Here is a 20,090-nt window from a genome sequence, read left to right on the forward strand (position 1 = left end):
TCATGGCTCACCCCGCGGGACCCCGGTACGCCGAGGTCCATGCCCATGCGGACACCGCCGGGTTCCCGCCGTCCACTTCGGGCGAACTGGACCGGCTCTACCCGAAGGTGTGGCCCCGCAACGCCTTCCGCGCCCCGGACGGTGTGGTCCGGATAGCCGGGGTCGACGTGCGGGAGCTGGCCGAGACCTACGGCACCCCGCTCTTCGTCATCGACGAGGCCGACTTCAAGTCCCGCTGCGCCGAGTACGCCGAGGCCTTCGACGACCCGGCGCTGGTGCACTACGCGTCCAAGGCGTTCCTGTCCACCGAGGTCGCCCGCTGGGTGGCCGCGCAGGGCCTGAGCCTGGACGTGTGCAGCGGCGGCGAGCTGGCCATCGCCCAGCGCGCGGAGTTCCCGCCCGAGCGGATCACCTTCCACGGCAACAACAAGTCGGCCGCCGAGCTGGAGATGGCGGTCGAGGCCGGGGTGGGCACGGTGGTGCTCGACTCGTACTTCGAGATCGCCAGGCTGGCCGAGGTGGCCGCGCGCCGCGAGATCGTCCAGCAGGTGATGGTGCGGGTCACCGTCGGCGTCGAGGCGCACACGCACGAGTTCATCGCGACCGCGCACGAGGACCAGAAGTTCGGCTTCTCGCTGGCCTCCGGGGACGCCGCCGAGGCGGTGCGCCGGGTGCTCAACGCCGGTTCGCTGAAGCTGATCGGCCTGCACAGCCACATCGGCTCGCAGATCTTCGACGCCGACGGCTTCGAGGTGGCCGCCCGCCGGATCATCGGGCTGATCGCCGAACTGGGCAAGGAACACGGCCCGGAGCTGGTCGACCAACTGTCCATAGTGGACCTAGGTGGTGGCTTCGGCATCGCCTACACCGATCGCGACAACCCGCCGCCGCCGGCGCAGATGATCACCCAGATCCGGGAGATCGTGCGCAAGGAGTGCGCCTTCGCCGGGCTGCCGGTGCCGCGCATCGCCGGTGAGCCGGGCCGCGCGATCGCCGGTCCCGGCACGGTCACGCTCTACGAGGTCGGCACGATCAAGGACGTCACGCTGGGGGACAACGCGGTACGCCGCTACGTCAGCGTCGACGGCGGGATGAGCGACAACATCCGCACCTCGCTCTACGACGCGGTCTACGACGCGCGGCTGGTCTCGCGGGCCGCCGGTGACGGCCAGGACGGCGAAGCGAACGCCGCGTTGTCCCGCGTGGTGGGAAAACACTGTGAGTCCGGCGACATCGTGGTCCGCGACTGCTGGTTGCCCGACAACCTGGCTCCCGGTGACCTGCTCGCGGTCGCCGCGACCGGTGCCTACTGCTATTCGATGGCCAGCAACTACAACCGCCAGCCGCGCCCGGCGGTGGTCTCGGTGCGCAACGGCGGGGCGCGGCTGCTGCTCCGCCGGGAAACCACCGAGGACATGCTGGGCTTGGAGGTGTCGTGAGGTCCGAACCCATTCGCGTGGCCCTGCTCGGCTGCGGCACGGTCGGCGGTGAGGTCGCGCGGTTGCTCACCGAGCAGGCCGCCGAGCTGGCCGCCCGCGCCGGCGCGCCGGTCGAGCTGGCCGGCATCGCGGTCCGCCGCCCGGACAAGCACCCCGAGCTGCCGCCCGAACTGCTCACCAGGGACGCCGCGACGCTGGTCACCGCCGACGACGTGGACGTGGTCGTCGAGCTGATCGGCGGCATCGAACCGACGCGCACCTGGCTGCTGGATGCCCTGCGCGCCGGCAAATCCGTGGTCACCGCGAACAAGGCGCTGCTCTCGGAGCATTCGGCGGAGCTGTCCGAGGCGGCCGACGCCTCCGGTGCCGACCTCTACTTCGAGGCCGCCGTCGCCGGTGCCATCCCGCTGCTGCGCCCGTTGCGCGAATCGCTGGCCGGTGACCGGATCACCAGGGTGATGGGCATCGTCAACGGCACCACGAACTACATCCTGTCCGCAATGGACTCGACCGGCGCCGGCTACGCCGAGGCGCTGGACGAAGCGAGCAGGCTGGGGTACGCCGAGGCGGACCCGACGGCCGATGTGGACGGTTACGACGCCGCGTCGAAGGCCGCGATCCTCGCGTCGCTCGCCTTCCACAGCCGGGTGACCGCGAGCGACGTGCACCGCGAGGGCATCGCCGCGGTGAGCGCGTCGGACATCGCCGCGGCGAAGATGCTGAACCGCACGGTGAAGCTGCTCGCCATCTGCGAACGGGTCACCAGCGAAGACGGCAGTGAGTCGGTTTCCGCCCGCGTGCACCCGGTGATGATCCCGAACACGCACCAGCTGGCCGGGGTCAGCGGTGCGTTCAACGCGGTCTACGTCGAGGCCGACGCCGCCGGTGAGCTGATGTTCTACGGCCAGGGCGCCGGTGGCTCGCCGACCGCCAGCGCGGTGCTCGGCGACCTGGTCGCGGTGGCCCGCAACCGGGTGCTCGGCGGGCTCGGCCCGCGCGAGTCCGCGCACGCCGCGCTGCCGGTGCGCCCGATGGGGCAGACCCCGACGCGGTACCACGTCAGCCTGGACGTGGCGGACCGGCCGGGTGTGCTGGCCCAGGTGGCGCAGGTGTTCGCGGCGAACGGGGTGAGCATCGCCGCGGTCCGCCAGCGCGACCGGCTGTCCACCGCGAGCCTGGTGATCGTCACCCACCTGGCCCCGGACGCCGCCCTGGAGTCCACTGTGGACGAAATCGCGAAGATGGACGTGGTGCACGAAGTGGTCAGCGTTATGCGCGTGGAAGGCGAAGACCAATGACCGGGATCATCGAGGCCTACGCCGACCGCATCCCCGTTCCGGACGGGGCGAAGATCATCACCCTCGGCGAGGGCAACACACCGCTGCTGCCCGCCCCGCACCTGTCGGAGCTGACCGGGTGCACGGTGTACCTGAAGGTCGAGGGCGCCAACCCGACCGGCTCGTTCAAGGACCGCGGCATGACCGTGGCCATCACGCACGCGCTGGCCAGCGGGCTCAAGGCGGTCATCTGCGCCTCCACCGGCAACACCTCGGCCTCGGCTTCGGCCTATGCCGCGCGGGCCGGGCTGACCAGCGCGGTGCTGGTGCCCGAGGGCAAGATCGCGCTCGGCAAGATGGCCCAGGCGGTCGCGCACGGCGCCAAGATCCTCCAGGTGGAGGGCAACTTCGACGACTGCCTGGAGCTCGCGCGCAAAACCGCGGCCGACTACCCGGTGACCCTGGTGAACTCGGTCAACCCGGTCCGCCTGATCGGGCAGAAGAGCGCCGCGTGGGAGGTCTGCGACGTGCTCGGCGCGGCGCCGGACATCCACTGCCTGCCGGTCGGCAACGCGGGCAACATCTCCGCCTACTGGGCCGGGTACGCCGAGTACGCGGCCGACGGTGTGGTCGAGAGCACACCGCGCATGTTCGGCTTCCAGGCCGCCGGCGCGGCGCCGCTGGTCGACGGTGAGCCGGTGACCGAGCCGGAGACCGTGGCCACCGCGATCCGCGTGGGCAGCCCGGCTTCCTGGAACAAGGCGGTCAAGGCCAAGGACGCCTCCGGCGGCTTGTTCGAGAAGGCCACCGACGAGCAGATCCTCTCCGCGTACCGGCTGCTGGCCCGCAAGGAGGGCGTTTTTGTCGAGCCCGCCTCGGCGACCAGCGTGGCCGGCTTGCTGATCACCGCGGCCGACGGCCGGATCCCCAAGGGCTCGACGGTGGTCTGCACGGTCACCGGGCACGGCCTCAAGGACCCGGCCACCGCGCTCAACGGCGTGGTCGAGGTCGAACCGCTGGCGGTGGACCCCACCGCCGTGGCCGCGGCGCTGGAGCTGGCGTGAGCCTCCGGGTCACGGTCCCGGCCTCGACGGCGAACCTGGGGCCCGGATTCGACGTGCTGGGCCTGGCGCTGGGCCTCTACGACGTGGTCGAGGTGCGGGTCACCGACGCCGGGCTGAAGGTCGAGGTGCTCGACGCCGGTGCGGGCGGGGTCGCCGACGTGCCCACCGACGAGACCCATCTGGTGGTGCGCGCGCTCCGCCGCGCGTGCGACCATCTCGGTTTTTCCCCGCCGGGGCTGCACCTGCGTTGCCACAACACGATTCCGCACGCACGCGGCCTCGGTTCCTCGGCCGCCGCGGTGGTTTCCGGGGTGGCCGCGGGATACGCGCTGGCCGGGCGGGAACTCGACGACGAGGCACTGCAACTGGCCGCCGGTTTCGAGGGCCACGCGGACAACGCGGCGGCGAGCCTGCTCGGCGGGCTGGTCATCGCGTGGGCGGACGGTGGCCGGTTCGGGGCGGAACGGCTCGACCCACATCCTGACCTGCGCCCGGTGCTCTGCGTGCCGGGGCAGCGCTCGTCCACCGACGCCACCCGCGGGCTGCTGCCCGCGCAGGTGCCGCACGCCGACGCGGCGTTCAACGCCGGCCGGGCCGCGCTGGCCGTGCGGGCACTGACGGCAAGCCCGGAACTGCTGCTCACCGCCACCGAGGACCGGCTGCACCAGAGCTACCGCGCCCCGGCGTACCCGGCCAGCGCGCGGCTGGTGGCGCAGTTGCGGGAGCACGGCGTGGCGGCGGCCATCTCCGGTGCCGGGCCGACGGTGCTGGCGCTGACCACCACGGGAATGCTTCCGGACGTGGTGGACGTTACATCTTTCGAGGTCACCGCTCTGCCCGTGGATTCGGCCGGTGTCCAGGTCGCTGTGGCATAACACGCCGAACGCAAAGTAGGGGTGGTTGTTGCACGGTGAAGCGGGCCGGTCTACCCTCGGGGGCGTTCGATCACCGTGCGCAGTCCGCACCCGGTGCAGGTTCCGGGGGTTCAGCCCGGATCGCATTTTCCCGTCCAGTCCAGGGTCCTGCGGGGGTCCGGGGTGAGGCAACGGGCTCCGGTGCGGTCGCGGTGACGAATTTTCGCGTGTGCCGTTATGGGGCACGTACTTCCCGTGTCGGCGGTTCTCCCGCCGTGACTCGTACGTCTCGGCTGGATCTGGCTTCCGGCCACGGGAACAACTAGCCGTCTCGTGATTCGGACGCGGGCGGCAGTCCGCTGATCCACCTGGAGGCGTGGATCGGTAAGGAAGGACTTGTGTGAGCAACACCGATCTACTGAGCGGCGACGCGGCTCCTACCAGTGACGCTGGTGGGGCCGAGCCGCAGGCGAACGGCACCGCCGCGCCGAAACGCCGACCCGGCGGTCTGTCCGGAATGGTCATCGCCGACCTGCGTTCGCTGGCCGGTGAACTCGGTATCAGCGACACCGCGGGCATGCGCAAGGGCGACCTGATCGCGGCCATCCGCGAGCGCCAGGGCAAGACCAAGCGGCGCGGCAGCGCCGCCGCGACCGCCACCGGCGCGGAGACGCTTCCGCTCGACGGCATCGACGGCGGCAAGCCCGCCGAGACGAAGGCACGTGCTCCGCGCAAGGAGGCGGCCAAGGCCACCGAGCAGCCGAAGACCGAGGCCAAGCCGGAGCAGGCCGAGCAGGCGGCCCCGGCCGCCAAGGCCCCGGCCGCCGAGCCGCAGCAGGCCGAGCGCAAGGGCGCCGAGAGCGCCGAGAGCGAGGCGCCGTCGGGAGACCAGTCCTCCGCCGGCGAGGACGGTGGCCGTCGTGAGGGCGGGCGCCGCCGCCGCGGCTCGAACCGCCCGGCCGACTCGTCCGGCGGGGGTTCCGGCGAGCGCGAGCAGCGCCGCGAGCGCCAGCAGGGTGACCGCCAGTCCGGTGGTGACCGCCAGCAGGGGAGTGACCAGCAGCAGCGCGGTGACCGTCAGCGTGGCGACCGCAACGAGCGTGGTGACCGGGACCGCAACGAGCGCGGCGACCGGGGTGACCGCAACGACCGCGGTGACCGTGGCGACCGGCAGAACGACCGCCAGCGCGGCCAGCAGGACAACCGGGGCGGGGGCCCGCAGTCCGACGACGACGAAGAGGGCGGCCGTCGCGGTCGCCGCTTCCGCGACCGCCGCCGCCGCGGTGGCCGCGGTGAGGGTGGCAGCCCGGACACCGAGGTGCGCGAGGACGACGTCCTGCTCCCGGTGGCCGGCATTCTCGACGTGCTGGACAACTACGCGTTCGTCCGCACCTCGGGTTACCTGGCCGGGCCGAACGACGTGTACGTCTCGCTGTCGCTGGTCCGCAAGTACGGCCTGCGCCGCGGGGACGCCATCACCGGTGTGGTGCGCCAGCCGCGTGAGGGTGAGCAGCAGCGGCAGAAGTTCAACCCGCTGGTGCGCGTGGACAGCATCAACGGCCTCGAGCCGGACCAGGCGAAGAAGCGCCCGGACTTCACCAAGCTGACCCCGCTGTACCCGAACGAGCGCCTGCGGCTGGAGACCGAGCCGCACAAGCTCACCACCCGCGTGATCGACCTGGTGATGCCGGTCGGCAAGGGGCAGCGCGCGCTGATCGTGTCGCCGCCGAAGGCCGGTAAGACCACGATCATGCAGGACATCGCGAACGCGATCACCACGAACAACCCCGAGTGCCACCTGATGGTGGTGCTGGTCGACGAGCGGCCGGAAGAGGTCACCGACATGCAGCGGTCGGTGAAGGGCGAGGTCATCGCCTCCACCTTCGACCGCCCGCCGTCAGACCACACCTCGGTCGCCGAGCTGTCCATCGAGCGGGCCAAGCGCCTGGTCGAGATGGGCCTCGACGTGGTGGTGCTGCTCGACTCGATCACCCGCCTCGGCCGCGCCTACAACCTGGCGGCCCCGGCTTCCGGGCGCATCCTGTCCGGTGGTGTCGACTCGACCGCGTTGTTCCCGCCGAAGCGCTTCCTCGGCGCGGCGCGCAACATCGAGAACGGCGGCTCGCTGACCATCTTCGCCACGGCGATGGTGGAAACCGGGTCCACCGGTGACACGGTGATCTTCGAGGAGTTCAAGGGCACCGGCAACGCCGAGCTCAAGCTGGACCGCAAGATCGCCGAGCGGCGCGTCTTCCCCGCGGTGGACATCAACCCGTCCGGTACCCGCAAGGAGGAGCTGCTGCTCTCGCCGGACGAGCTGGCGGTGACGCTGAAGCTGCACCGGGTGCTGCACGCGCTGGACTCGCAGCAGGCGATCGACCTGCTGCTGTCCCGCCTGCGCAAGACGAAGACCAACATCGAGTTCCTGATGCAGGTCTCCAAGACCGCGCTGGGTCCCGACGAGGACTGAGTCAGCTGACGACGAAGGGGCCGCACCGTGCCGGTGCGGCCCCTTCGCCTTTCCTCCGGTCCCCACCAAGAGGTCTCGGGTGCGGGGTTACTGGTGGGGGACGGCCGCCGGGGTCCAGCCCCGGTAGTTGTTGAAGTAGTTGACGCTGGAGGCGTGGCCGATCTTGCCGCCGATGCTACTGGCGTAGATGCCGCCGTTGCCGTCGGCGATGCCAACGTGCCCCCACTGGCTGATGTTCCAGTACACGAAGGCGCCCTTCGGCGGCCTGCTGCCGTCGGTGTGCTTCGGGCTGGCGCCGTTCCAGTGCGCGTTGGCCGAGGCCCAGACGCCGGTGACCCCGTAGGCGTTCTCCACCGCCTTCTCGCACAGGCCTTGGTAGGCGGTGCTGCCCATCTTGGCCTTGAACCAGGCCACCGCGCCTGCCGGCGTGCCGTCACCGGCGCCGAGCGTGGACAGGTCCGACTCCGGCACGGTGGTGAACGTGCCCGCGGCCGGGTTGATGTCCGCGGCGGTGATCTCCGCCGAGAGCGGGCTCGCCTGGGCCGGGGCCACCGCGGCGCCCGCCATCGCCGCCGCCACCGCGGTCCCGACCAGCAGTCTCCTGATGCGCATCGTTCACTCCTTCGCCTAGAAGTTACAGAATCACCAACCGCAGCACCATCCCGTGAAGATGTACAAGATCCGTACAAGCCGGGGAATATCCGCAGGCCCAGCCCTGTTGAACGGGCTACCGGCGGGTCTGGCAGAATTACCCGCTGACGTCCGGCTCCGGTTCACCCCGTGAAATCCCGGGGACCCGGCGGCCAGCCAAGAGAGGACACCATGAAGAGCGGCATTCACCCCGAGTACGTGGTCACCAACGTGACCTGCGGCTGCGGCAACACCTTCACCACGCGCAGCACCAAGACGAGCGGCGACATCCACGTCGAGATCTGCTCGAACTGCCACCCCTTCTACACCGGCAAGCAGAAGATTCTGGACACCGGTGGCCGGGTCGCGCGCTTCGAGGCTCGCTACGGCAAGCGGAAGAAGTCCGACGCCAGCTAGCTTTGCCGACGGCGCCCACTCGCTCAGCGGGTGGGCGCCGTTTTCATGCGGTACGCGGGTACACCGGAAGAGGGACATCAGGCGTGGATTCGACATCGTTGCGCGGGCTCCTGGACGAGTACGCCGAGCTGGAGAAGCAGCTCGCGGACCCGTCGGTGCACGCCGACCAGGGCCGGGCGCGCAAGCTCGGCCGCCGCTACGCCGAGCTGACCCCGGTGATCCGGGCGATCGGTGAGCTGGAGAGTGCCAGGGAGGACCTCGGGGCCGCCCGTGAGCTGGCCGAGGACCCGGCCTTCGCGGCCGAGGCCGAGGAGCTGGCCGAGCGCATCCCGGTGCTCGAGTCGCGGCTGACCGAGTTGCTGCTGCCGCGCGACCCGTACGACGGCTCCGACGTGGTCATGGAGATCAAGTCGGGGGAGGGCGGCGAGGAGTCCGCGTTGTTCGCGGGCGACCTGCTGCGCATGTACCTGCGCTACGCCGAGCGCCACGGCTGGAAGGCCGAAGTGCTCGACTCGGTGGATTCGGACCTCGGCGGCTTCAAGGACGCCACGGTGTCCATCAAGAGCAAGGGCACCGATGCCGACGGCGTGTGGGCGCGGCTGAAGTTCGAGGGCGGGGTGCACCGCGTGCAGCGGGTGCCGGCGACCGAGTCGCAGGGCCGCATCCACACCTCCGCGGCAGGCGTGCTGATCTATCCGGAGCCGGAGGAGGTCGAGGTCGAGATCGACCCGAACGACCTGCGGATCGACGTGTTCCGCTCGTCCGGTCCCGGTGGGCAGAGCGTGAACACCACGGACTCGGCGGTGCGCATCACCCATCTGCCGACCGGCATCGTGGTGTCCTGCCAGAACGAGAAGTCGCAGATCCAGAACCGGGCGCGCGCGCTCCAGGTGCTGCAGGCGCGGTTGCAGGCCATCGCCGAGGAAGAGGCCGCGGCGAAGGCCTCGGACGCGCGCCGGTCGCAGGTGCGCACGGTGGACCGCTCCGAGCGGGTGCGCACGTACAACTTCCCGGAGAACCGGATCTCCGACCACCGGGTCAACTACAAGGCCTACAACCTCGACCAGGTGCTCGACGGCGAACTCGACGGTGTGCTCGACGCACTGCGCTCCGCCGACCGCGACGAACGACTGGCCGCGCACTCCGGCTAACGAACCTCCCCTGAACGCCGATCAAATAGCCGACTCGGCACTGGGGGAGAAATGCAGACTGATCAGTACGGGCGGACGATCCTGCCGGAAAACGGCGCCCCGAAACGGCGTGGCCGGGCGTGGCTGATCGTGCTGGCGGTGGTGGTGCTGGGCGCCGCGGGGGTGGGCATCTACTTCGCGCGCGCCGCCCAGGATCCGCGTCCCGTGGGGACGGACGCCGACCTCCAGCAGGTCATGTGGTCGCTGGACAAGAACCAGCCCTTTCTCGGCACGCCCGCGCAGGACTGGGCCGAGGGTGAGGCCGCGATCGTGCTGCCGGAGTCCGTCGCCACGGGTGGCTTCTCGGCGAAGCGGGTGGGCACGGCACTGGGGAAGGTGAAGGAGTTCCTGGTCGCCAGCCGGTTGAACCGGTCGGTGCTGACCGGCGGCGACCTGGAACCGCTGCTCGCCCCGCTCGCTCCCAGCGCCCGTGACGCCCTGAACGCCGAGCTGAAGTCTCCCGCGACCTGGCCGGCCACCTACGCCACCAAGATCGCGCCGGGATTCCGGCTGCTGCCCGCCGGGCCGAAGGTCAACGGCACGGTCCGCGCCGAGCCGGGCGCGCGCGAGGGCGAACTGCTGATCAGGACGAACCTGGTGTTCGCCTACGCCTTCGACATCGACGACCCGAGCCAGGCGACCACTCCGCTCGACGTGGTCGCGAGCACCAGGTGGGACCTGGACTTCGTCTACCGCGACGACGCCGAGAGCTGGTACGCCGAGGACCTCGGCCTCGACCTCCCGTCCGGTCAGGGGCACAGCTACTCGATCGCGTGCGGCCCGTCGGAGCAGGGCCTGCTGGCTCCGGGCTACAGCGACCGGGCGGCGGGCGCCGGTCCGGACCCCAAGCGCCCACCGGCGTACTTCGACCCGGCCAGCCCGATGCCCACCGAAGACGACTGCTGACCGTCAGACCGCGTTGATCAGGGTGGTCATGCGGTCTTCGTAGCCGTTGTCCTCGCCGAACCAGACGGCGACGAAGTCGGCGCCCGCCTCGCGCAGGGACTTGACGCGGGCGGCGGTGGAGTCCGCGCCGTCCCAGGAAATGCGGGTGCCGACCCGTAGCGGGCGGTCGGTGAAGGAACGGAGTCGTGTGATCTGCGCGGCGAATTTCTCCGGATCGGCCTCGATGCTCTGCCATTCATCGGCCACCCGCGCCACCCGGCGAAGGGCGGCGTCGCTGATTCCGCCGACCATCAGCCGTACATTTCCCCGCGGTCGCGGCTCGAACACACCACCGTCGAAACCGTAGAACCGGCCCTCGAAAGAACGCGCTCCGCTGAACAGGGCGCGCATCAGCTCGATGGCTTCGTCCGTGCGCGCTCCGCGCGTGGTGAAATCGGAGCCGACGTTCTCGAACTCCTTGCGGTCCCAGCCGACCCCGAGCCCCAGCGTGAGCCGCTCGCCGGAGAGGCGGTCCAGCGTGGCGACCTGCTTGGCCAGCGAGAACGGGTCCCGCAGCGGCAGCACCAGCACCGACGTGCCGAGCCGGATGCGGGTGGTCCGCGCGGCGATCCCGGAAAGCGTGATCAGCGGTTCGTACACACCGCCGTAGGTATTGCCGTACTCGCCCGGCGGCAGCACGTGGTCCGGCAGCCAGGCCGTGTGATAGCCGAGTTCCTCGGCCCGTACCGCGATCTCGGCCGGACGGCCCGGTGCCATTTCCGGGAACTCGTTCGGCAGCACCACTTGCAGGTCCATTTTCAGCCAATCTCGGAGAGGAACTTCTGGATCGTTTCCAGCCATTTTTCTCGCGCTTCGGCACCAATGTTGTGCCCCGCGTCGACCTCCGCGAGCCGGGCGCCGGGGATTCCGGCGGCCAGTTCGGCCGACAGCGCGGGCGAGGCGAGGGCGTCCGCGGTCGTGGCGATCACCAGTGTGGGCACCGAGATCCCGGCCAGTTCGGCGCGGGTGTCCACGGAGGACACCAGGTCGACGTGCTCCGGGGTGCCCGCCGGCACAAAGGCGGCGAGCCCGTCGAGCGCGGCGTCCAGTTCGGCCGGGCTCAGCGAGTTCAGCGCCCGCTCGCCACTGCCCATCACCATCAGGTATTTCGCCAGCAGCCGGCGGTCGCCGGCGTCCAGCAGTGCGCGCCACACGTCGGCGGCCAGTCGCAGCTTGTTGCTGGGGTGGCTGAAGCCCGAGGTGAGGATCAGCCCGGTGACCCGATCGGGGTGCCGCGTGGCCGCCCGCACGGCGACCGCGGTGCCGAGCGAGTACCCGAGCACGGTGAACCGCTCCACCCCGGCCGCCACCGCGGTGCCGACCACCGCGTCGGTGACCGAGTCCAGGTCGAGCGGGGTTTCGCTGCGCGGGGTCTCGCCGGAGCCGGGGTAGTCGGGCCCGATCACGGTGTGCGTGCGGGCCAGTTCGTCGATCAGCATGCCGTAGTTGCCCTCGATGCTGCCGCCACCGCCGTGCGCGAGCAGCAGGCCGGGGCCGGAGCCTCGGATCAGGTGCGAGAAATGTTCAGCCATGCGGCGACGTTAAGCACTCACATCGATGTCAGGGGCAAGCTCACGTGGGGTGGATCTCATGCTGATCGGTGAACTGTCGGCCCGGACCGGGGTCAGCCAGCGGATGTTGCGGTACTACGAGGAGCAGGGCCTGCTCACCGCGAGCCGCGACACGAAGGGCTACCGCCGGTACGACGAGGACTCGGTCACCACCGTGCGTCACATCCGGAGGCTGCTCGACCTCGGCCTGTCCACCGAAGTGATCGCCCAGGTGTTGCCGTGTGTGATGGAGGATCTCAGCCGCCTCGACCTCTGCCCGAGCCTGGTGCGCACCCTGCGCGCGGAACTCGCCGAATTGGATGACCGGATCGACACACTGCGCCGCAACCGCGGTGCGCTCGCCGGTTATCTGCCCGTGGTGTGACAGGCTGGGAAGCGTGAAGCGGCAACCCCTCCGGCTGGCGATCATCGAAGCGACAAGGATCCTCGAACGCGCCGGGGTCGCCTCCCCGCGCACCGACGCCGAACTGATCGCGGCGCACGTGCTCGGCGTGGAGCGCTCGCGCCTGCCGCTGGTGCCGCTGGTCGACCCGCCGGTGGTCGAGGCCATCGGGCAGCTGGTGAACCAGCGCGCCAAGCGGGTGCCGCTGCAGCACCTGACCGGCTGGGCGCCGATGGGCCGGATCACCGTGGACGTCGGCGCCGGGGTCTTCGTGCCGCGCCCGGAGACCGAGCTGCTGCTCGAATGGGGCCTGTCGGTGATCGAGGGCAGGCAGTACCCGGTGGTGGTCGACCTGTGCACCGGGTCCGGCGCGCTGGCGCTGGCCGTCGCGCACGAGCGGCCGGACGCCGTGGTCTACGCGGTGGACGTCGATCCGCAGGCGCTGGCCTGGGCGCGGCACAACGCCGAGGCCAGGGCGGCCGCCGGGGACACCGCGATCCGGCTGTACTCCGGGGACATCGCCGACGGCAGCATGTTCGCCGAGCTGGACGGGCTGGTCGACCTGGTGCTGTGCAACCCGCCGTACGTGCCGCCGAGCACCGAGGTGCCGCCCGAGGTGGCCGACTTCGACCCGCCGCAGGCGGTTTTCGCCCAGGAGGGCGGGCTCGAGGTGATCCGGTACGCCGTGGCCGCGGGGGCCCGCCTGCTGAAACCGACCGGCGGCCTGGCCATCGAACACGACGACACCCACGGCTCGGTGGTGCCCGAACTGATCGCCGGACGCCGCGTGCTCACCGACGTCCGCTGCCACCCCGACCTCGCCGGCCGTCCCCGATTCACGACAGCCCGCCGAGGTTGAGCGACCGTTTTACCTGGTTTGCGTGGCGGTGCGGGCTGGCGGCCCACCGCAAGCGGCTCCGCCGCTCAGGAAACACGACCTGGGCGCCGTCCGGCCGGGGCGGACTCGTGCTCGGCCGATCTGCCCTGTCACCAGGGCCGCCTGGGTGTGGAGAGCGCGAGCATGACTTGCCGTTCGGTGGCTGAGCGGGAGCAGTAGGCTGCGGGGCATGAGCGCGGTGTACGACTGCAGCCAACCCGATTCCCGTGCCGACGGCCTGACCGCGGCCGCCGGAGCGGTCCGCTCGAGCAGGCTGGTGGTGCTGCCGACCGACACGGTGTACGGCATCGGCGCGGACGCCTTCGACGGCGCCGCGGTCCAGTCCCTGCTGCGTGCCAAGAACCGCGGCCCGGACATGCCGGTCGGCGTGCTGGTCGGCTCCTGGTCCACAGTGGACGGTCTGGTGCTCGGCGTGCCACCGCAGGGAAGGGCGCTGATCGAGGCGTTCTGGCCGGGCGATTTGTCCATTGTGCTCCCGCACGCGCCGAGCCTGCAGTGGGATCTCGGCACCACCCGCGGCACGGTCATGCTGCGCATGCCGCTGCACCCGGTGGCACTGGAGCTGCTGCGCGATGTCGGGCCGATGGCGGTCTCCAGCGCCAACGTCTCCGGCAGGCCACCGGCGGCCACCGCGGCGGAGGCGCAGGAGCAGCTCGGTGACTCGGTGGCGGTCTATCTCGACGGCGGCCCCAGCGGTGAACCGGTGCCGTCGACCATCGTCGATCTCACCGGCGACCAGCCGGTCGTGCTGCGCGAGGGCGCGGTGCGCGCGGACGCGGTGTCCGAAGTGCTCGGCGTCCCCGTGTCGACTTCCTGAACCTGAGAGAACTCCCCGTGCCCCCCACGATCACCCAAGGCCTGCCGATCCGCGAGTACCTGCTGGTCGGGCTCACCGCGGCGGCGCTGACCTTTCTGCTGACCGGCCTGGTGCGCCGGTTCGCGATCAAGATCGGCGCGGTGGCCAATCCCCGCGCCCGCGACGTGCACGTCATCCCGATCCCGCGGATGGGCGGGCTGGCGATGTACTTCGGCGTGGTCGGCGGCATGGCGCTGGCGCACCAGCTGCCGGTGCTGCGGCGTGCCTTCGAGTACTCGCTGGACCCGGTCGGCGTGCTGATCGGCGGCGGGCTGATCGTGCTGATCGGCGCGCTGGACGACCGGATCGAGCTGGACGCCTGGACCAAGCTGGCCGGCCAGGTGATGTGTGCCGGGCTGCTGGTGCTGTTCGGCCTGCAGTGGGTCTCGTTCTGGGTGCCGTGGGGTGAGGGCGACGGCCTCGGCTCGGTGCTGGTGCTGGACAAGAACCAGGGCGGGCTGCTCGCGGTCTTCCTGGTGGTGCTGATGATCAACGCGATGAACTTCGTCGACGGACTCGACGGCCTGGCCGCCGGGCTCGGGTTCATCGCCGCCGCGGCCACCTGCGCCTTCTCGCTCGGCGTGCTGCACGACACCGGCGGTGACGTGGGCAGCTACCCGCCCGCGCTGATCGCCGCCGCGCTGGCCGGGGCCTGCCTCGGTTTCCTGCCGCACAACTTCCAGCCCGCGAAGATCTTCATGGGTGACTCCGGCTCGATGCTGATCGGGCTGATGCTGGCCGCCGCGAGCACCTCGGCGTCGGGCAAGATCCCGTACTCGCAGGTGGACCCGACCGACACGCTGGCGCTGCTGGCGCCGCTGCTGGTGGTGGCCGCGGTGTTGTTCGTGCCGCTGCTGGACCTGCTGCTCGCGGTGGTGCGCCGCACCCGCCGCGGCGAGAGCCCGTTCGCCGCGGACAAGATGCACCTGCACCACCGGCTGCTGGAGATCGGCCACTCGCAGCGCCGCGCGGTCATGCTCATCTATTTGTGGGCGGGGGTGCTCGCCTTCGGGGTGGTCTCGGTGACCCTGTTCGACACGGCCGCGGTGTTCTGGCTCGTCGGCGCGGGCCTGCTGCTGGCCATCCTGGTCTCGGCGATCCCGCGGTTGCGGTCGCGGCAGCGCGTTTAGGGGCGTTCAGCGGTCGAGGAGACCGTGGTGCTCGTTTCGAAGAGCGTGTAGTTGCTGACCACCAGCGGTTGCGGCAGGCGCTTGGTGTCCGGTGGCACCGCCCGGAGTTCTTCGATGCTGAGCAGGGTCGAGGTGGCCGGGTCGAAGATCACCTCGGTGCCGCCCGCGCCGTCCGGGGCGTTGCCGTCGCCGATGCTCAGTTTTGTGCCCGCGCGGTCCAGGCGGTCCACCCCGGAACCCACCCGGCTCATCGGCAGCGCCATCGCCAGTCCGAAGGCGGCCGACCGGGTTTCCGGGCTCAGCGTGGGCTTCCCCGCGATCTCCACCAGCAGTTCCCATTCGAGGTGGTTCCGCAGGGAATCCAGCGGGCTCTTGTGGTAGCGCTCGTACCAGCTCCGGGCGAGTTCGCCGACCCGCGCGGCCAGCGCGGCCGGGTCGGACGGCAGGCCCGGATCGATCACCAGCGTGTCGGGCAGCAGCGGCCGGATCCGGTCCGGCATGGCGGTGTCGCCCACTTCGAGCGGATAGCGGACCTCCGGCAGCGAACGGTCGATCGGCTCGCGGTCCACCTTCAGCTCGCCGTGCCTGCCCAGCCAGTCCGCGCAGAGCGCGTCCGAAACCGAGGAAGTGCACGAAACCTGTTGGTACGGCTGAAGAACCGCGCGCATGGGCCGCATTCCGGCCGGCTCGTTGCCCACCCACACCTCACTGGCGGCGCGGATGTCGCTGCGCACTTCGCCGCCACCCTCCATGGTCACGTACTCGGTGCCCTGCATGGCTTTGACGTAGCTGAACGGCTTGGCCGCCACGGGCTGCGCGAGTGGCGGAGGAGCGGGCGGCTCGGCCCGGTCGAACACCGAGGGCACGGCCACCACCGCGCCCACCACGGCGGCCGCGGTCGCCACGAGGGCCGCCACCGGGCGCCAGTTCCGCCGCGGTCGTCGCGGGGGTTCGGCGCGCACCTCGCGCAGGCCGTCCAGCAACCGCTGCTCGAAGCCGGTCAGTTCACCGGCGTAGTCGCTCATCTGCCACTTCCGATCTGGGGCATCGCGCCCCGGAGTCGCCGCCGGGCCCGCGCCAGCCGCATCCGCGCCGCCGGGGCCGCGATGCCGAGCACCGCCGCCGCCTCGGCCGGGCTCAGCCCATCCATGCTGACCAGCAGGAACAGCTCGCGTTCGGCCGGCGCCAGCTCGGCCACCGCGGCACGCAGCAGCGGTGAGGCGCGCTGCGCGTCGATCCGGTCCGCCAGTTCCGCGAAGTCGTCGGGCAGCAGTTCGCGCCGTCCGTAGACCCGTTGCAGCGCACGGGTTTCGATCGCCCGCCGCCGTCCGTGCGCGGCCACCAGGTTGGCCGCGATGCCGAAGATCCAGGCCCGGGGTGAGCCGCGGCCCGGTTCGTACCGCCCGGCCGAGCGCACCACTTCCAGGAACACCCCGGCGACCACGTCGGCCGCCTCCACCGGGTCACCGATCCGGCGCGTGGCATAACCGAGCACCGCCCGCACGTGGCGCCGGTACAGCTCCTCCAGTGCGGCCGGTTCGGTCGCGATGCGGTGCACGAGATCCGTGTCGTCCGCATCAGGTGCGTCGGGCAAGCGTCCGCCTCCTTCCCCCGTACTTGGCACGACCCCCGCCGAGCGCAACACGTTGCGCCGGTGCCGCTTCGCGCCAAGTACGGGGAAAGACCGGAAGGGGACAGTATGCGCAACGCTCGGTGGTGCCTGCCGTTGCTGGCGGTGATCATGGCCGGTTGCGCGGCGGTCGAAGCCGAACCGGCACCGGCGCCACCACCACCGCCACCGGTGCCCGTCGTGCTCACCCCGCCCGAGCCCCCGGTCATGGCGCTGTCCCAGGTCCAGCTGTCGTTGCAGGGTCTCGGTTACCAGGTCCGGCGCACCGACGGCACGGTCGACGAGGAGACCCGGCACGCGGTGACCGCCTTCCAGAAGGTGCACGGGCTGCCACGCACCGGGGTGGTCGACCGGGCCACCGACCGCGCCCTGCGCGCACCGGTCACCCCGGTGCCGCGCGGAAACGGTCCCGGCTTCGAGGTGGATCTCGCGAAGCAGGTGCTCTACCGGGTCGAAGACGGCCGCGTGGTGCGGATCTACGACGCCTCGACCGGCCGCGACGAACCGGGGAAGCACACGCCGACCGGCGATTTCCGCGTGCGGTACCAGATCAACGGGTGGCGGCACGCGAAACTGGGGCCGATGTACCGGCCCTCCTACATCACCGACACCGGAATCGCGCTGCACGGCGGAGAACCGGTGGAGAACCGGCCCGCGAGCAACGGCTGCATCCGACTGACCGACTCGACGATCGACGAAATCTTCGCGCAGCTGAAGCCGGGAACCGCGGTCTCCGTCCATTGAGCGCACACCGGATGAATAGCCGGTGAATTGCCGGATCGGCGACCACTCGCGGCGGCCCGATATCGGGCGGTTCTACACTGCGGGGGTGAGCGACGCCGAAACGACCGAGCCGGACACCCAGCCGGAGACCGCGGCCGAGAAGCCGGACCCACACGCCGAAGCCGTGCTCAAGCTGGCCTCGGCGATGCAGCGGGACATGCTGGTCGCCGGGGGGGCCGTGGTCGCCGTCGCGGTGGTCGCCGCGACCATCTGGCAGGGCCTTCCCGGCCTGGTCAGCGCGCTCGTCGGCGGGGTGATCGCGCTGCTGTCGGCGGTCGGCACCATCCTGATGATGCGCAAGACCGCGCACCTGCCGCCGAGCTTCGTGCTGGTGGTAGCGCTCGGTGGTTACGCGGTGAAGCTGTTTGTCCTCTTCGGAGTGATGTTCGCGCTGCGCTACGTCACCTATCTGCACGAGCTGTCGGTCGGCATCACCATGATCGCGGTCATCCTGATCGCCGCGGTGGCCGAGATGCGCGCGTTCCGCCGCACCAAGATCCCGACGATCATCCCCGCCTGACCACCAGCTGGGAACGCCCTGATCAGCGCCGGGGCGGCGCTAAGGAGTACGGGCGTACGGCACGGTTTTACCGGCTGGTATCGTCCGCGCATGGAGGCGGCGCTCAGGCCGTTCTCCCGGGTCTAAGCCCCGGAACGCGAAGAGGCGAACCAGTCGGATCGCCCTCTGCCCACCGCGTCCGGCTGGCCGATCCCGGGAAGTAAGGCCCTGGTCTACCCACAGTGGTATCCGCCTCCGGGTGCCCGATCCGTGTCGGGTACGTTAAGTCCAGATCGTGACGATTCCCCCGGCGGAGTGAACGCCGGCCGGGAGAACCGGAAGGAGCCCAGTTGGGCGCGCTGGTACTAGCCGAGGGTGGCGAGTTCGTCGCCCCGGGTGCGAAGGACTTCGACCTCGGCCCGATCTTCGGCGAGGGCACTTTTCTCACCAAGCCGATGCTGCTGGTCATCCTTTCGGTGATCATCATCGCGGCGTTCTTCATGATCTCCTCCAGGAAGCTGAAGATCGTTCCGGGCAAGGCCCAGTTCATCGCCGAGTCGGTGTACGACTTCGGCCGGAACAACATCGCCCGTGAGCAGATCGGCTCCAAGGACTTCCGGCCGTTCGTGCCGCTGATCCTGTCGATCTTCACCTTCATCCTGGTGAACAACATCTTCGGGATCATCCCGGTGGTGCAGTTCCCGACGATGGCGCACTTCGGCTTCCCGTTGGCGATCTCGGTTCTCATCGTCTACCCGATCTACAACTACGTCGGCATCAAGCGCCACGGGTTCAGCGGGTACATGAAGAACCAGTTGATCCCGCCCGGGGCCCCCGGCTTCGTGCTGCCGCTGCTGATCCCGATCGAGTTCTTCTCGAAGTTCATCCTGCAGCCGGCCACGCTCGCCCTCCGTGTTTTCGCGGCCATGTTCTCGGGCCACCTGCTGCTGCTGGTCTTCACTCTCGGTGGCGAATACCTGCTGCTCGAAGCGGGCGGTGGGATCTTCCCGGTGTTCTCGGTCTTCGGGTTCGGCATGGCCATCGCCATGACCTTCCTGGAAGCCCTGATCCAGGTCCTGCAGGCGTACATCTTCGCCCTGCTGTCGGCCAACTACATCGGCGCGGCACTGTCCGCCGACCACTGAGAAAAAAGAAGAAACACACAAGCCCCCGATCCGCGCACCTGCGGACCGAGTGAAAGGGAATACGCAAGTGAGCAACATGGTTCTCGCTCAGGCCGCCGAAGCCGCCGTCAACATCAACCCCGGCCTCGCGGCCATCGGGTACGGCCTGGGCGCCATCGGCCCCGGTATCGGTGTGGGTCTGATCTTCTCCGCCGTCATCAACGGCACCGCCCGTCAGCCCGAGGCGCAGGGCAAGCTGCTCGGCCTCGCGTGGACCACCTTCGCCATCGTCGAGGTGCTCGCGCTGATCGGTATCGTCATGTTCTTCCTGGCGCAGGGCTGATTCCTCCGCTCAACGCGTAAGGAGACGCTGTGCTGAAAACGCAGATGGTTCTGGCCGCCGAAGGCGCGCCGAACCCGATCATCCCGCATCCGTCGGAGATCATTCTCGGCCTCATCGCGTTCCTGATCCTGCTCTTCCTGCTCCGCAAGTACGCGGTGCCCCGCTTCGAAAAGCTGTACGAAGAGCGGACGGCGAAGATCGAGGGCGGGATCGAGAAGGCGGAGAAGGCCCAGGCCGAAGCCGAAGCGGCGCTCGAGCAGTACAAGGCGCAGCTGGCCGAAGCCCGGTCCGAGGCCGCGAAGATCCGCGACGACGCCCGGCTCGAAGCCGAGCAGATCAAGGCGGAGCTGCGGGCCGAAGCCGAGGCCGAGCAGCGCCGGATCGTGCAGCAGGGCGAGTCCCAGCTGCAGGCGCAGCGGGCGCAGATCGTCGCCGAGCTGCGGTCCGAACTCGGCCGCAACGCGGTCGAGCTGGCCAGCCGGATCGTCGGTGAGTCGCTGGAAGAAGAAGCGCGCCGCCGCGGAACGGTCGACAGGTTCCTCGCCGAACTCGATGCCAACGGTGTGGCCGGAGCCAGGAAGTAGAGAC

At 70.3% G+C, this 20,090-nt stretch carries 22 protein-coding genes; 17 read left to right on the top strand and 5 right to left on the bottom strand.

Going from position 1 to position 20,090, the window contains the following annotated elements; translation table 11 throughout:
• Positions 1 to 2 precede the first annotated feature (2 nt).
• From lysA to rho, 5 genes are all read left to right on the top strand, one after another.
• Positions 3 to 1,439, top strand: coding sequence for a diaminopimelate decarboxylase (gene lysA, locus YIM_RS06235; RefSeq protein WP_153029422.1), 1,437 nt, complete (start codon positions 3 to 5; stop codon positions 1,437 to 1,439).
• Positions 1,436 to 2,737: a homoserine dehydrogenase gene (locus tag YIM_RS06240; RefSeq protein WP_153029423.1), complete on the top strand. Its 1,302-nt coding sequence runs from the start codon at positions 1,436 to 1,438 to the stop codon at positions 2,735 to 2,737. Before lysA ends, YIM_RS06240 begins: the two co-directional genes overlap by 4 nt.
• Complete coding sequence (gene thrC, locus YIM_RS06245; protein WP_153029424.1) at positions 2,734 to 3,780, top strand: threonine synthase; 1,047 nt, start codon at positions 2,734 to 2,736, stop codon at positions 3,778 to 3,780. Before YIM_RS06240 ends, thrC begins: the two co-directional genes overlap by 4 nt.
• Entirely contained in the window at positions 3,777 to 4,655 is an 879-nt protein-coding gene (thrB, locus tag YIM_RS06250; RefSeq protein WP_153029425.1) for a homoserine kinase, read from the top strand. Before thrC ends, thrB begins: the two co-directional genes overlap by 4 nt.
• Before the next feature lie 379 nt (positions 4,656 to 5,034).
• Positions 5,035 to 7,104 carry a transcription termination factor Rho gene (gene rho / locus YIM_RS06255; RefSeq protein WP_153029426.1) on the top strand — a complete coding sequence of 690 codons (2,070 nt, stop codon included), beginning with the start codon at positions 5,035 to 5,037 and terminating at the stop codon, positions 7,102 to 7,104.
• A gap of 87 nt (positions 7,105 to 7,191) precedes the next feature.
• Here rho and YIM_RS06260 read toward each other — a convergent pair whose 3' ends face one another.
• Entirely contained in the window at positions 7,192 to 7,716 is a 525-nt protein-coding gene (locus YIM_RS06260; RefSeq protein ID WP_153029427.1) for a CHAP domain-containing protein, read from the bottom strand.
• Positions 7,717 to 7,926: 210 nt separating this feature from the next.
• On the opposite strand from YIM_RS06260, the gene rpmE reads away from it, so the two are divergent.
• The 3 genes from rpmE to YIM_RS06275 all read left to right on the top strand — a co-directional run bounded on the left by rpmE (position 7,927) and on the right by YIM_RS06275 (position 10,247).
• The gene (gene rpmE, locus YIM_RS06265) at positions 7,927 to 8,151 is read left to right on the top strand and encodes a 50S ribosomal protein L31 (RefSeq protein ID WP_153029428.1); all 225 of its coding nucleotides are present in this window, start codon (positions 7,927 to 7,929) and stop codon (positions 8,149 to 8,151) included.
• An 83-nt stretch (positions 8,152 to 8,234) separates the two neighbouring features.
• Complete coding sequence (prfA, locus tag YIM_RS06270; RefSeq protein ID WP_153029429.1) at positions 8,235 to 9,302, top strand: peptide chain release factor 1; 1,068 nt, start codon at positions 8,235 to 8,237, stop codon at positions 9,300 to 9,302.
• A gap of 51 nt (positions 9,303 to 9,353) precedes the next feature.
• Positions 9,354 to 10,247 carry a hypothetical protein gene (locus YIM_RS06275; RefSeq protein ID WP_153029430.1) on the top strand — a complete coding sequence of 298 codons (894 nt, stop codon included), beginning with the start codon at positions 9,354 to 9,356 and terminating at the stop codon, positions 10,245 to 10,247.
• A gap of 3 nt (positions 10,248 to 10,250) precedes the next feature.
• Here the strand turns inward: YIM_RS06275 and YIM_RS06280 are convergent, their stop codons facing one another.
• Together YIM_RS06280 and YIM_RS06285 are read right to left on the bottom strand one after the other, a co-directional pair.
• Positions 10,251 to 11,042, bottom strand: coding sequence for a TIGR03619 family F420-dependent LLM class oxidoreductase (locus YIM_RS06280; protein WP_153029431.1), 792 nt, complete (start codon positions 11,040 to 11,042; stop codon positions 10,251 to 10,253).
• 2 nt (positions 11,043 to 11,044) lie between these two features.
• The gene (locus tag YIM_RS06285) at positions 11,045 to 11,818 is read right to left on the bottom strand and encodes an alpha/beta fold hydrolase (RefSeq protein WP_153029432.1); all 774 of its coding nucleotides are present in this window, start codon (positions 11,816 to 11,818) and stop codon (positions 11,045 to 11,047) included.
• Between the two features lie 58 nt (positions 11,819 to 11,876).
• Between YIM_RS06285 and YIM_RS06290 the strand changes: the two genes are divergently transcribed.
• The 4 genes from YIM_RS06290 (at position 11,877) to YIM_RS06305 (ending at position 15,123) form a co-directional block, all read left to right on the top strand.
• Positions 11,877 to 12,221 carry a MerR family transcriptional regulator gene (locus YIM_RS06290; protein ID WP_153029433.1) on the top strand — a complete coding sequence of 115 codons (345 nt, stop codon included), beginning with the start codon at positions 11,877 to 11,879 and terminating at the stop codon, positions 12,219 to 12,221.
• 13 nt (positions 12,222 to 12,234) lie between these two features.
• Positions 12,235 to 13,098 carry a peptide chain release factor N(5)-glutamine methyltransferase gene (gene prmC / locus YIM_RS06295; RefSeq protein WP_153029434.1) on the top strand — a complete coding sequence of 288 codons (864 nt, stop codon included), beginning with the start codon at positions 12,235 to 12,237 and terminating at the stop codon, positions 13,096 to 13,098.
• A 208-nt stretch (positions 13,099 to 13,306) separates the two neighbouring features.
• Complete coding sequence (locus YIM_RS06300) at positions 13,307 to 13,954, top strand: L-threonylcarbamoyladenylate synthase (protein WP_153029435.1); 648 nt, start codon at positions 13,307 to 13,309, stop codon at positions 13,952 to 13,954.
• Positions 13,955 to 13,971: 17 nt separating this feature from the next.
• The gene (locus YIM_RS06305; RefSeq protein WP_153029436.1) at positions 13,972 to 15,123 is read left to right on the top strand and encodes a glycosyltransferase family 4 protein; all 1,152 of its coding nucleotides are present in this window, start codon (positions 13,972 to 13,974) and stop codon (positions 15,121 to 15,123) included.
• Here YIM_RS06305 and YIM_RS06310 read toward each other — a convergent pair.
• Positions 15,120 to 16,148 (bottom strand): hypothetical protein, encoded by a 1,029-nt coding sequence (locus YIM_RS06310; protein ID WP_153029437.1) that lies wholly within the window; start codon positions 16,146 to 16,148, stop codon positions 15,120 to 15,122. The two genes, YIM_RS06305 and YIM_RS06310, sit on opposite strands and share 4 nt — an antisense overlap.
• Positions 16,145 to 16,717, bottom strand: a complete 573-nt coding sequence (locus YIM_RS06315) for an RNA polymerase sigma factor (protein WP_228004576.1) — start codon at positions 16,715 to 16,717, stop codon at positions 16,145 to 16,147. Before YIM_RS06315 ends, YIM_RS06310 begins: the two co-directional genes overlap by 4 nt.
• A 105-nt stretch (positions 16,718 to 16,822) precedes the next feature.
• Here YIM_RS06315 and YIM_RS06320 point away from each other — a divergent pair, with 105 nt between their 5' ends.
• The 5 genes from YIM_RS06320 (at position 16,823) to YIM_RS06340 (ending at position 20,086) form a co-directional block, all read left to right on the top strand.
• Positions 16,823 to 17,497: a L,D-transpeptidase family protein gene (locus tag YIM_RS06320; protein ID WP_153029438.1), complete on the top strand. Its 675-nt coding sequence runs from the start codon at positions 16,823 to 16,825 to the stop codon at positions 17,495 to 17,497.
• A gap of 85 nt (positions 17,498 to 17,582) precedes the next feature.
• On the top strand, positions 17,583 to 18,056 hold the full coding sequence (locus tag YIM_RS06325; protein ID WP_153029439.1) for a hypothetical protein: 474 nt from the start codon (positions 17,583 to 17,585) through the stop codon (positions 18,054 to 18,056).
• Positions 18,057 to 18,385: 329 nt separating this feature from the next.
• Positions 18,386 to 19,180, top strand: coding sequence for a F0F1 ATP synthase subunit A (gene atpB / locus YIM_RS06330; RefSeq protein ID WP_153029440.1), 795 nt, complete (start codon positions 18,386 to 18,388; stop codon positions 19,178 to 19,180).
• Between the two features lie 67 nt (positions 19,181 to 19,247).
• A complete protein-coding gene (locus tag YIM_RS06335) occupies positions 19,248 to 19,502 on the top strand; it encodes an ATP F0F1 synthase subunit C (protein ID WP_153029441.1) in 255 nt (84 codons plus the stop codon).
• 29 nt (positions 19,503 to 19,531) lie between these two features.
• Positions 19,532 to 20,086: a F0F1 ATP synthase subunit B gene (locus tag YIM_RS06340; protein WP_153029442.1), complete on the top strand. Its 555-nt coding sequence runs from the start codon at positions 19,532 to 19,534 to the stop codon at positions 20,084 to 20,086.
• Positions 20,087 to 20,090 lie beyond the last annotated feature (4 nt).

It is taken from the genome of Amycolatopsis sp. YIM 10 (assembly GCF_009429145.1).
In the GTDB taxonomy this organism is placed as follows: Bacteria; Actinomycetota; Actinomycetes; order Mycobacteriales; family Pseudonocardiaceae; genus Amycolatopsis.

What these genes read in the sequence shown, in the direction of transcription:
- lysA (WP_153029422.1), top strand. Translation starts at nt 3, where the DNA reads ATGGCTCACCCCGCGGGACCCCGGTACGCCGAGGTCCATGCCCATGCG.
- thrC (WP_153029424.1), top strand. Translation starts at nt 2,734, where the DNA reads ATGACCGGGATCATCGAGGCCTACGCCGACCGCATCCCCGTTCCGGAC.
- YIM_RS06260 (WP_153029427.1), bottom strand. Translation starts at nt 7,716, where the DNA reads ATGCGCATCAGGAGACTGCTGGTCGGGACCGCGGTGGCGGCGGCGATG.
- rpmE (WP_153029428.1), top strand. Translation starts at nt 7,927, where the DNA reads ATGAAGAGCGGCATTCACCCCGAGTACGTGGTCACCAACGTGACCTGC.
- YIM_RS06275 (WP_153029430.1), top strand. Translation starts at nt 9,354, where the DNA reads ATGCAGACTGATCAGTACGGGCGGACGATCCTGCCGGAAAACGGCGCC.
- YIM_RS06280 (WP_153029431.1), bottom strand. Translation starts at nt 11,042, where the DNA reads ATGGACCTGCAAGTGGTGCTGCCGAACGAGTTCCCGGAAATGGCACCG.
- YIM_RS06285 (WP_153029432.1), bottom strand. Translation starts at nt 11,818, where the DNA reads ATGGCTGAACATTTCTCGCACCTGATCCGAGGCTCCGGCCCCGGCCTG.
- YIM_RS06290 (WP_153029433.1), top strand. Translation starts at nt 11,877, where the DNA reads ATGCTGATCGGTGAACTGTCGGCCCGGACCGGGGTCAGCCAGCGGATG.
- YIM_RS06300 (WP_153029435.1), top strand. Translation starts at nt 13,307, where the DNA reads ATGAGCGCGGTGTACGACTGCAGCCAACCCGATTCCCGTGCCGACGGC.
- YIM_RS06310 (WP_153029437.1), bottom strand. Translation starts at nt 16,148, where the DNA reads ATGAGCGACTACGCCGGTGAACTGACCGGCTTCGAGCAGCGGTTGCTG.
- YIM_RS06320 (WP_153029438.1), top strand. Translation starts at nt 16,823, where the DNA reads ATGCGCAACGCTCGGTGGTGCCTGCCGTTGCTGGCGGTGATCATGGCC.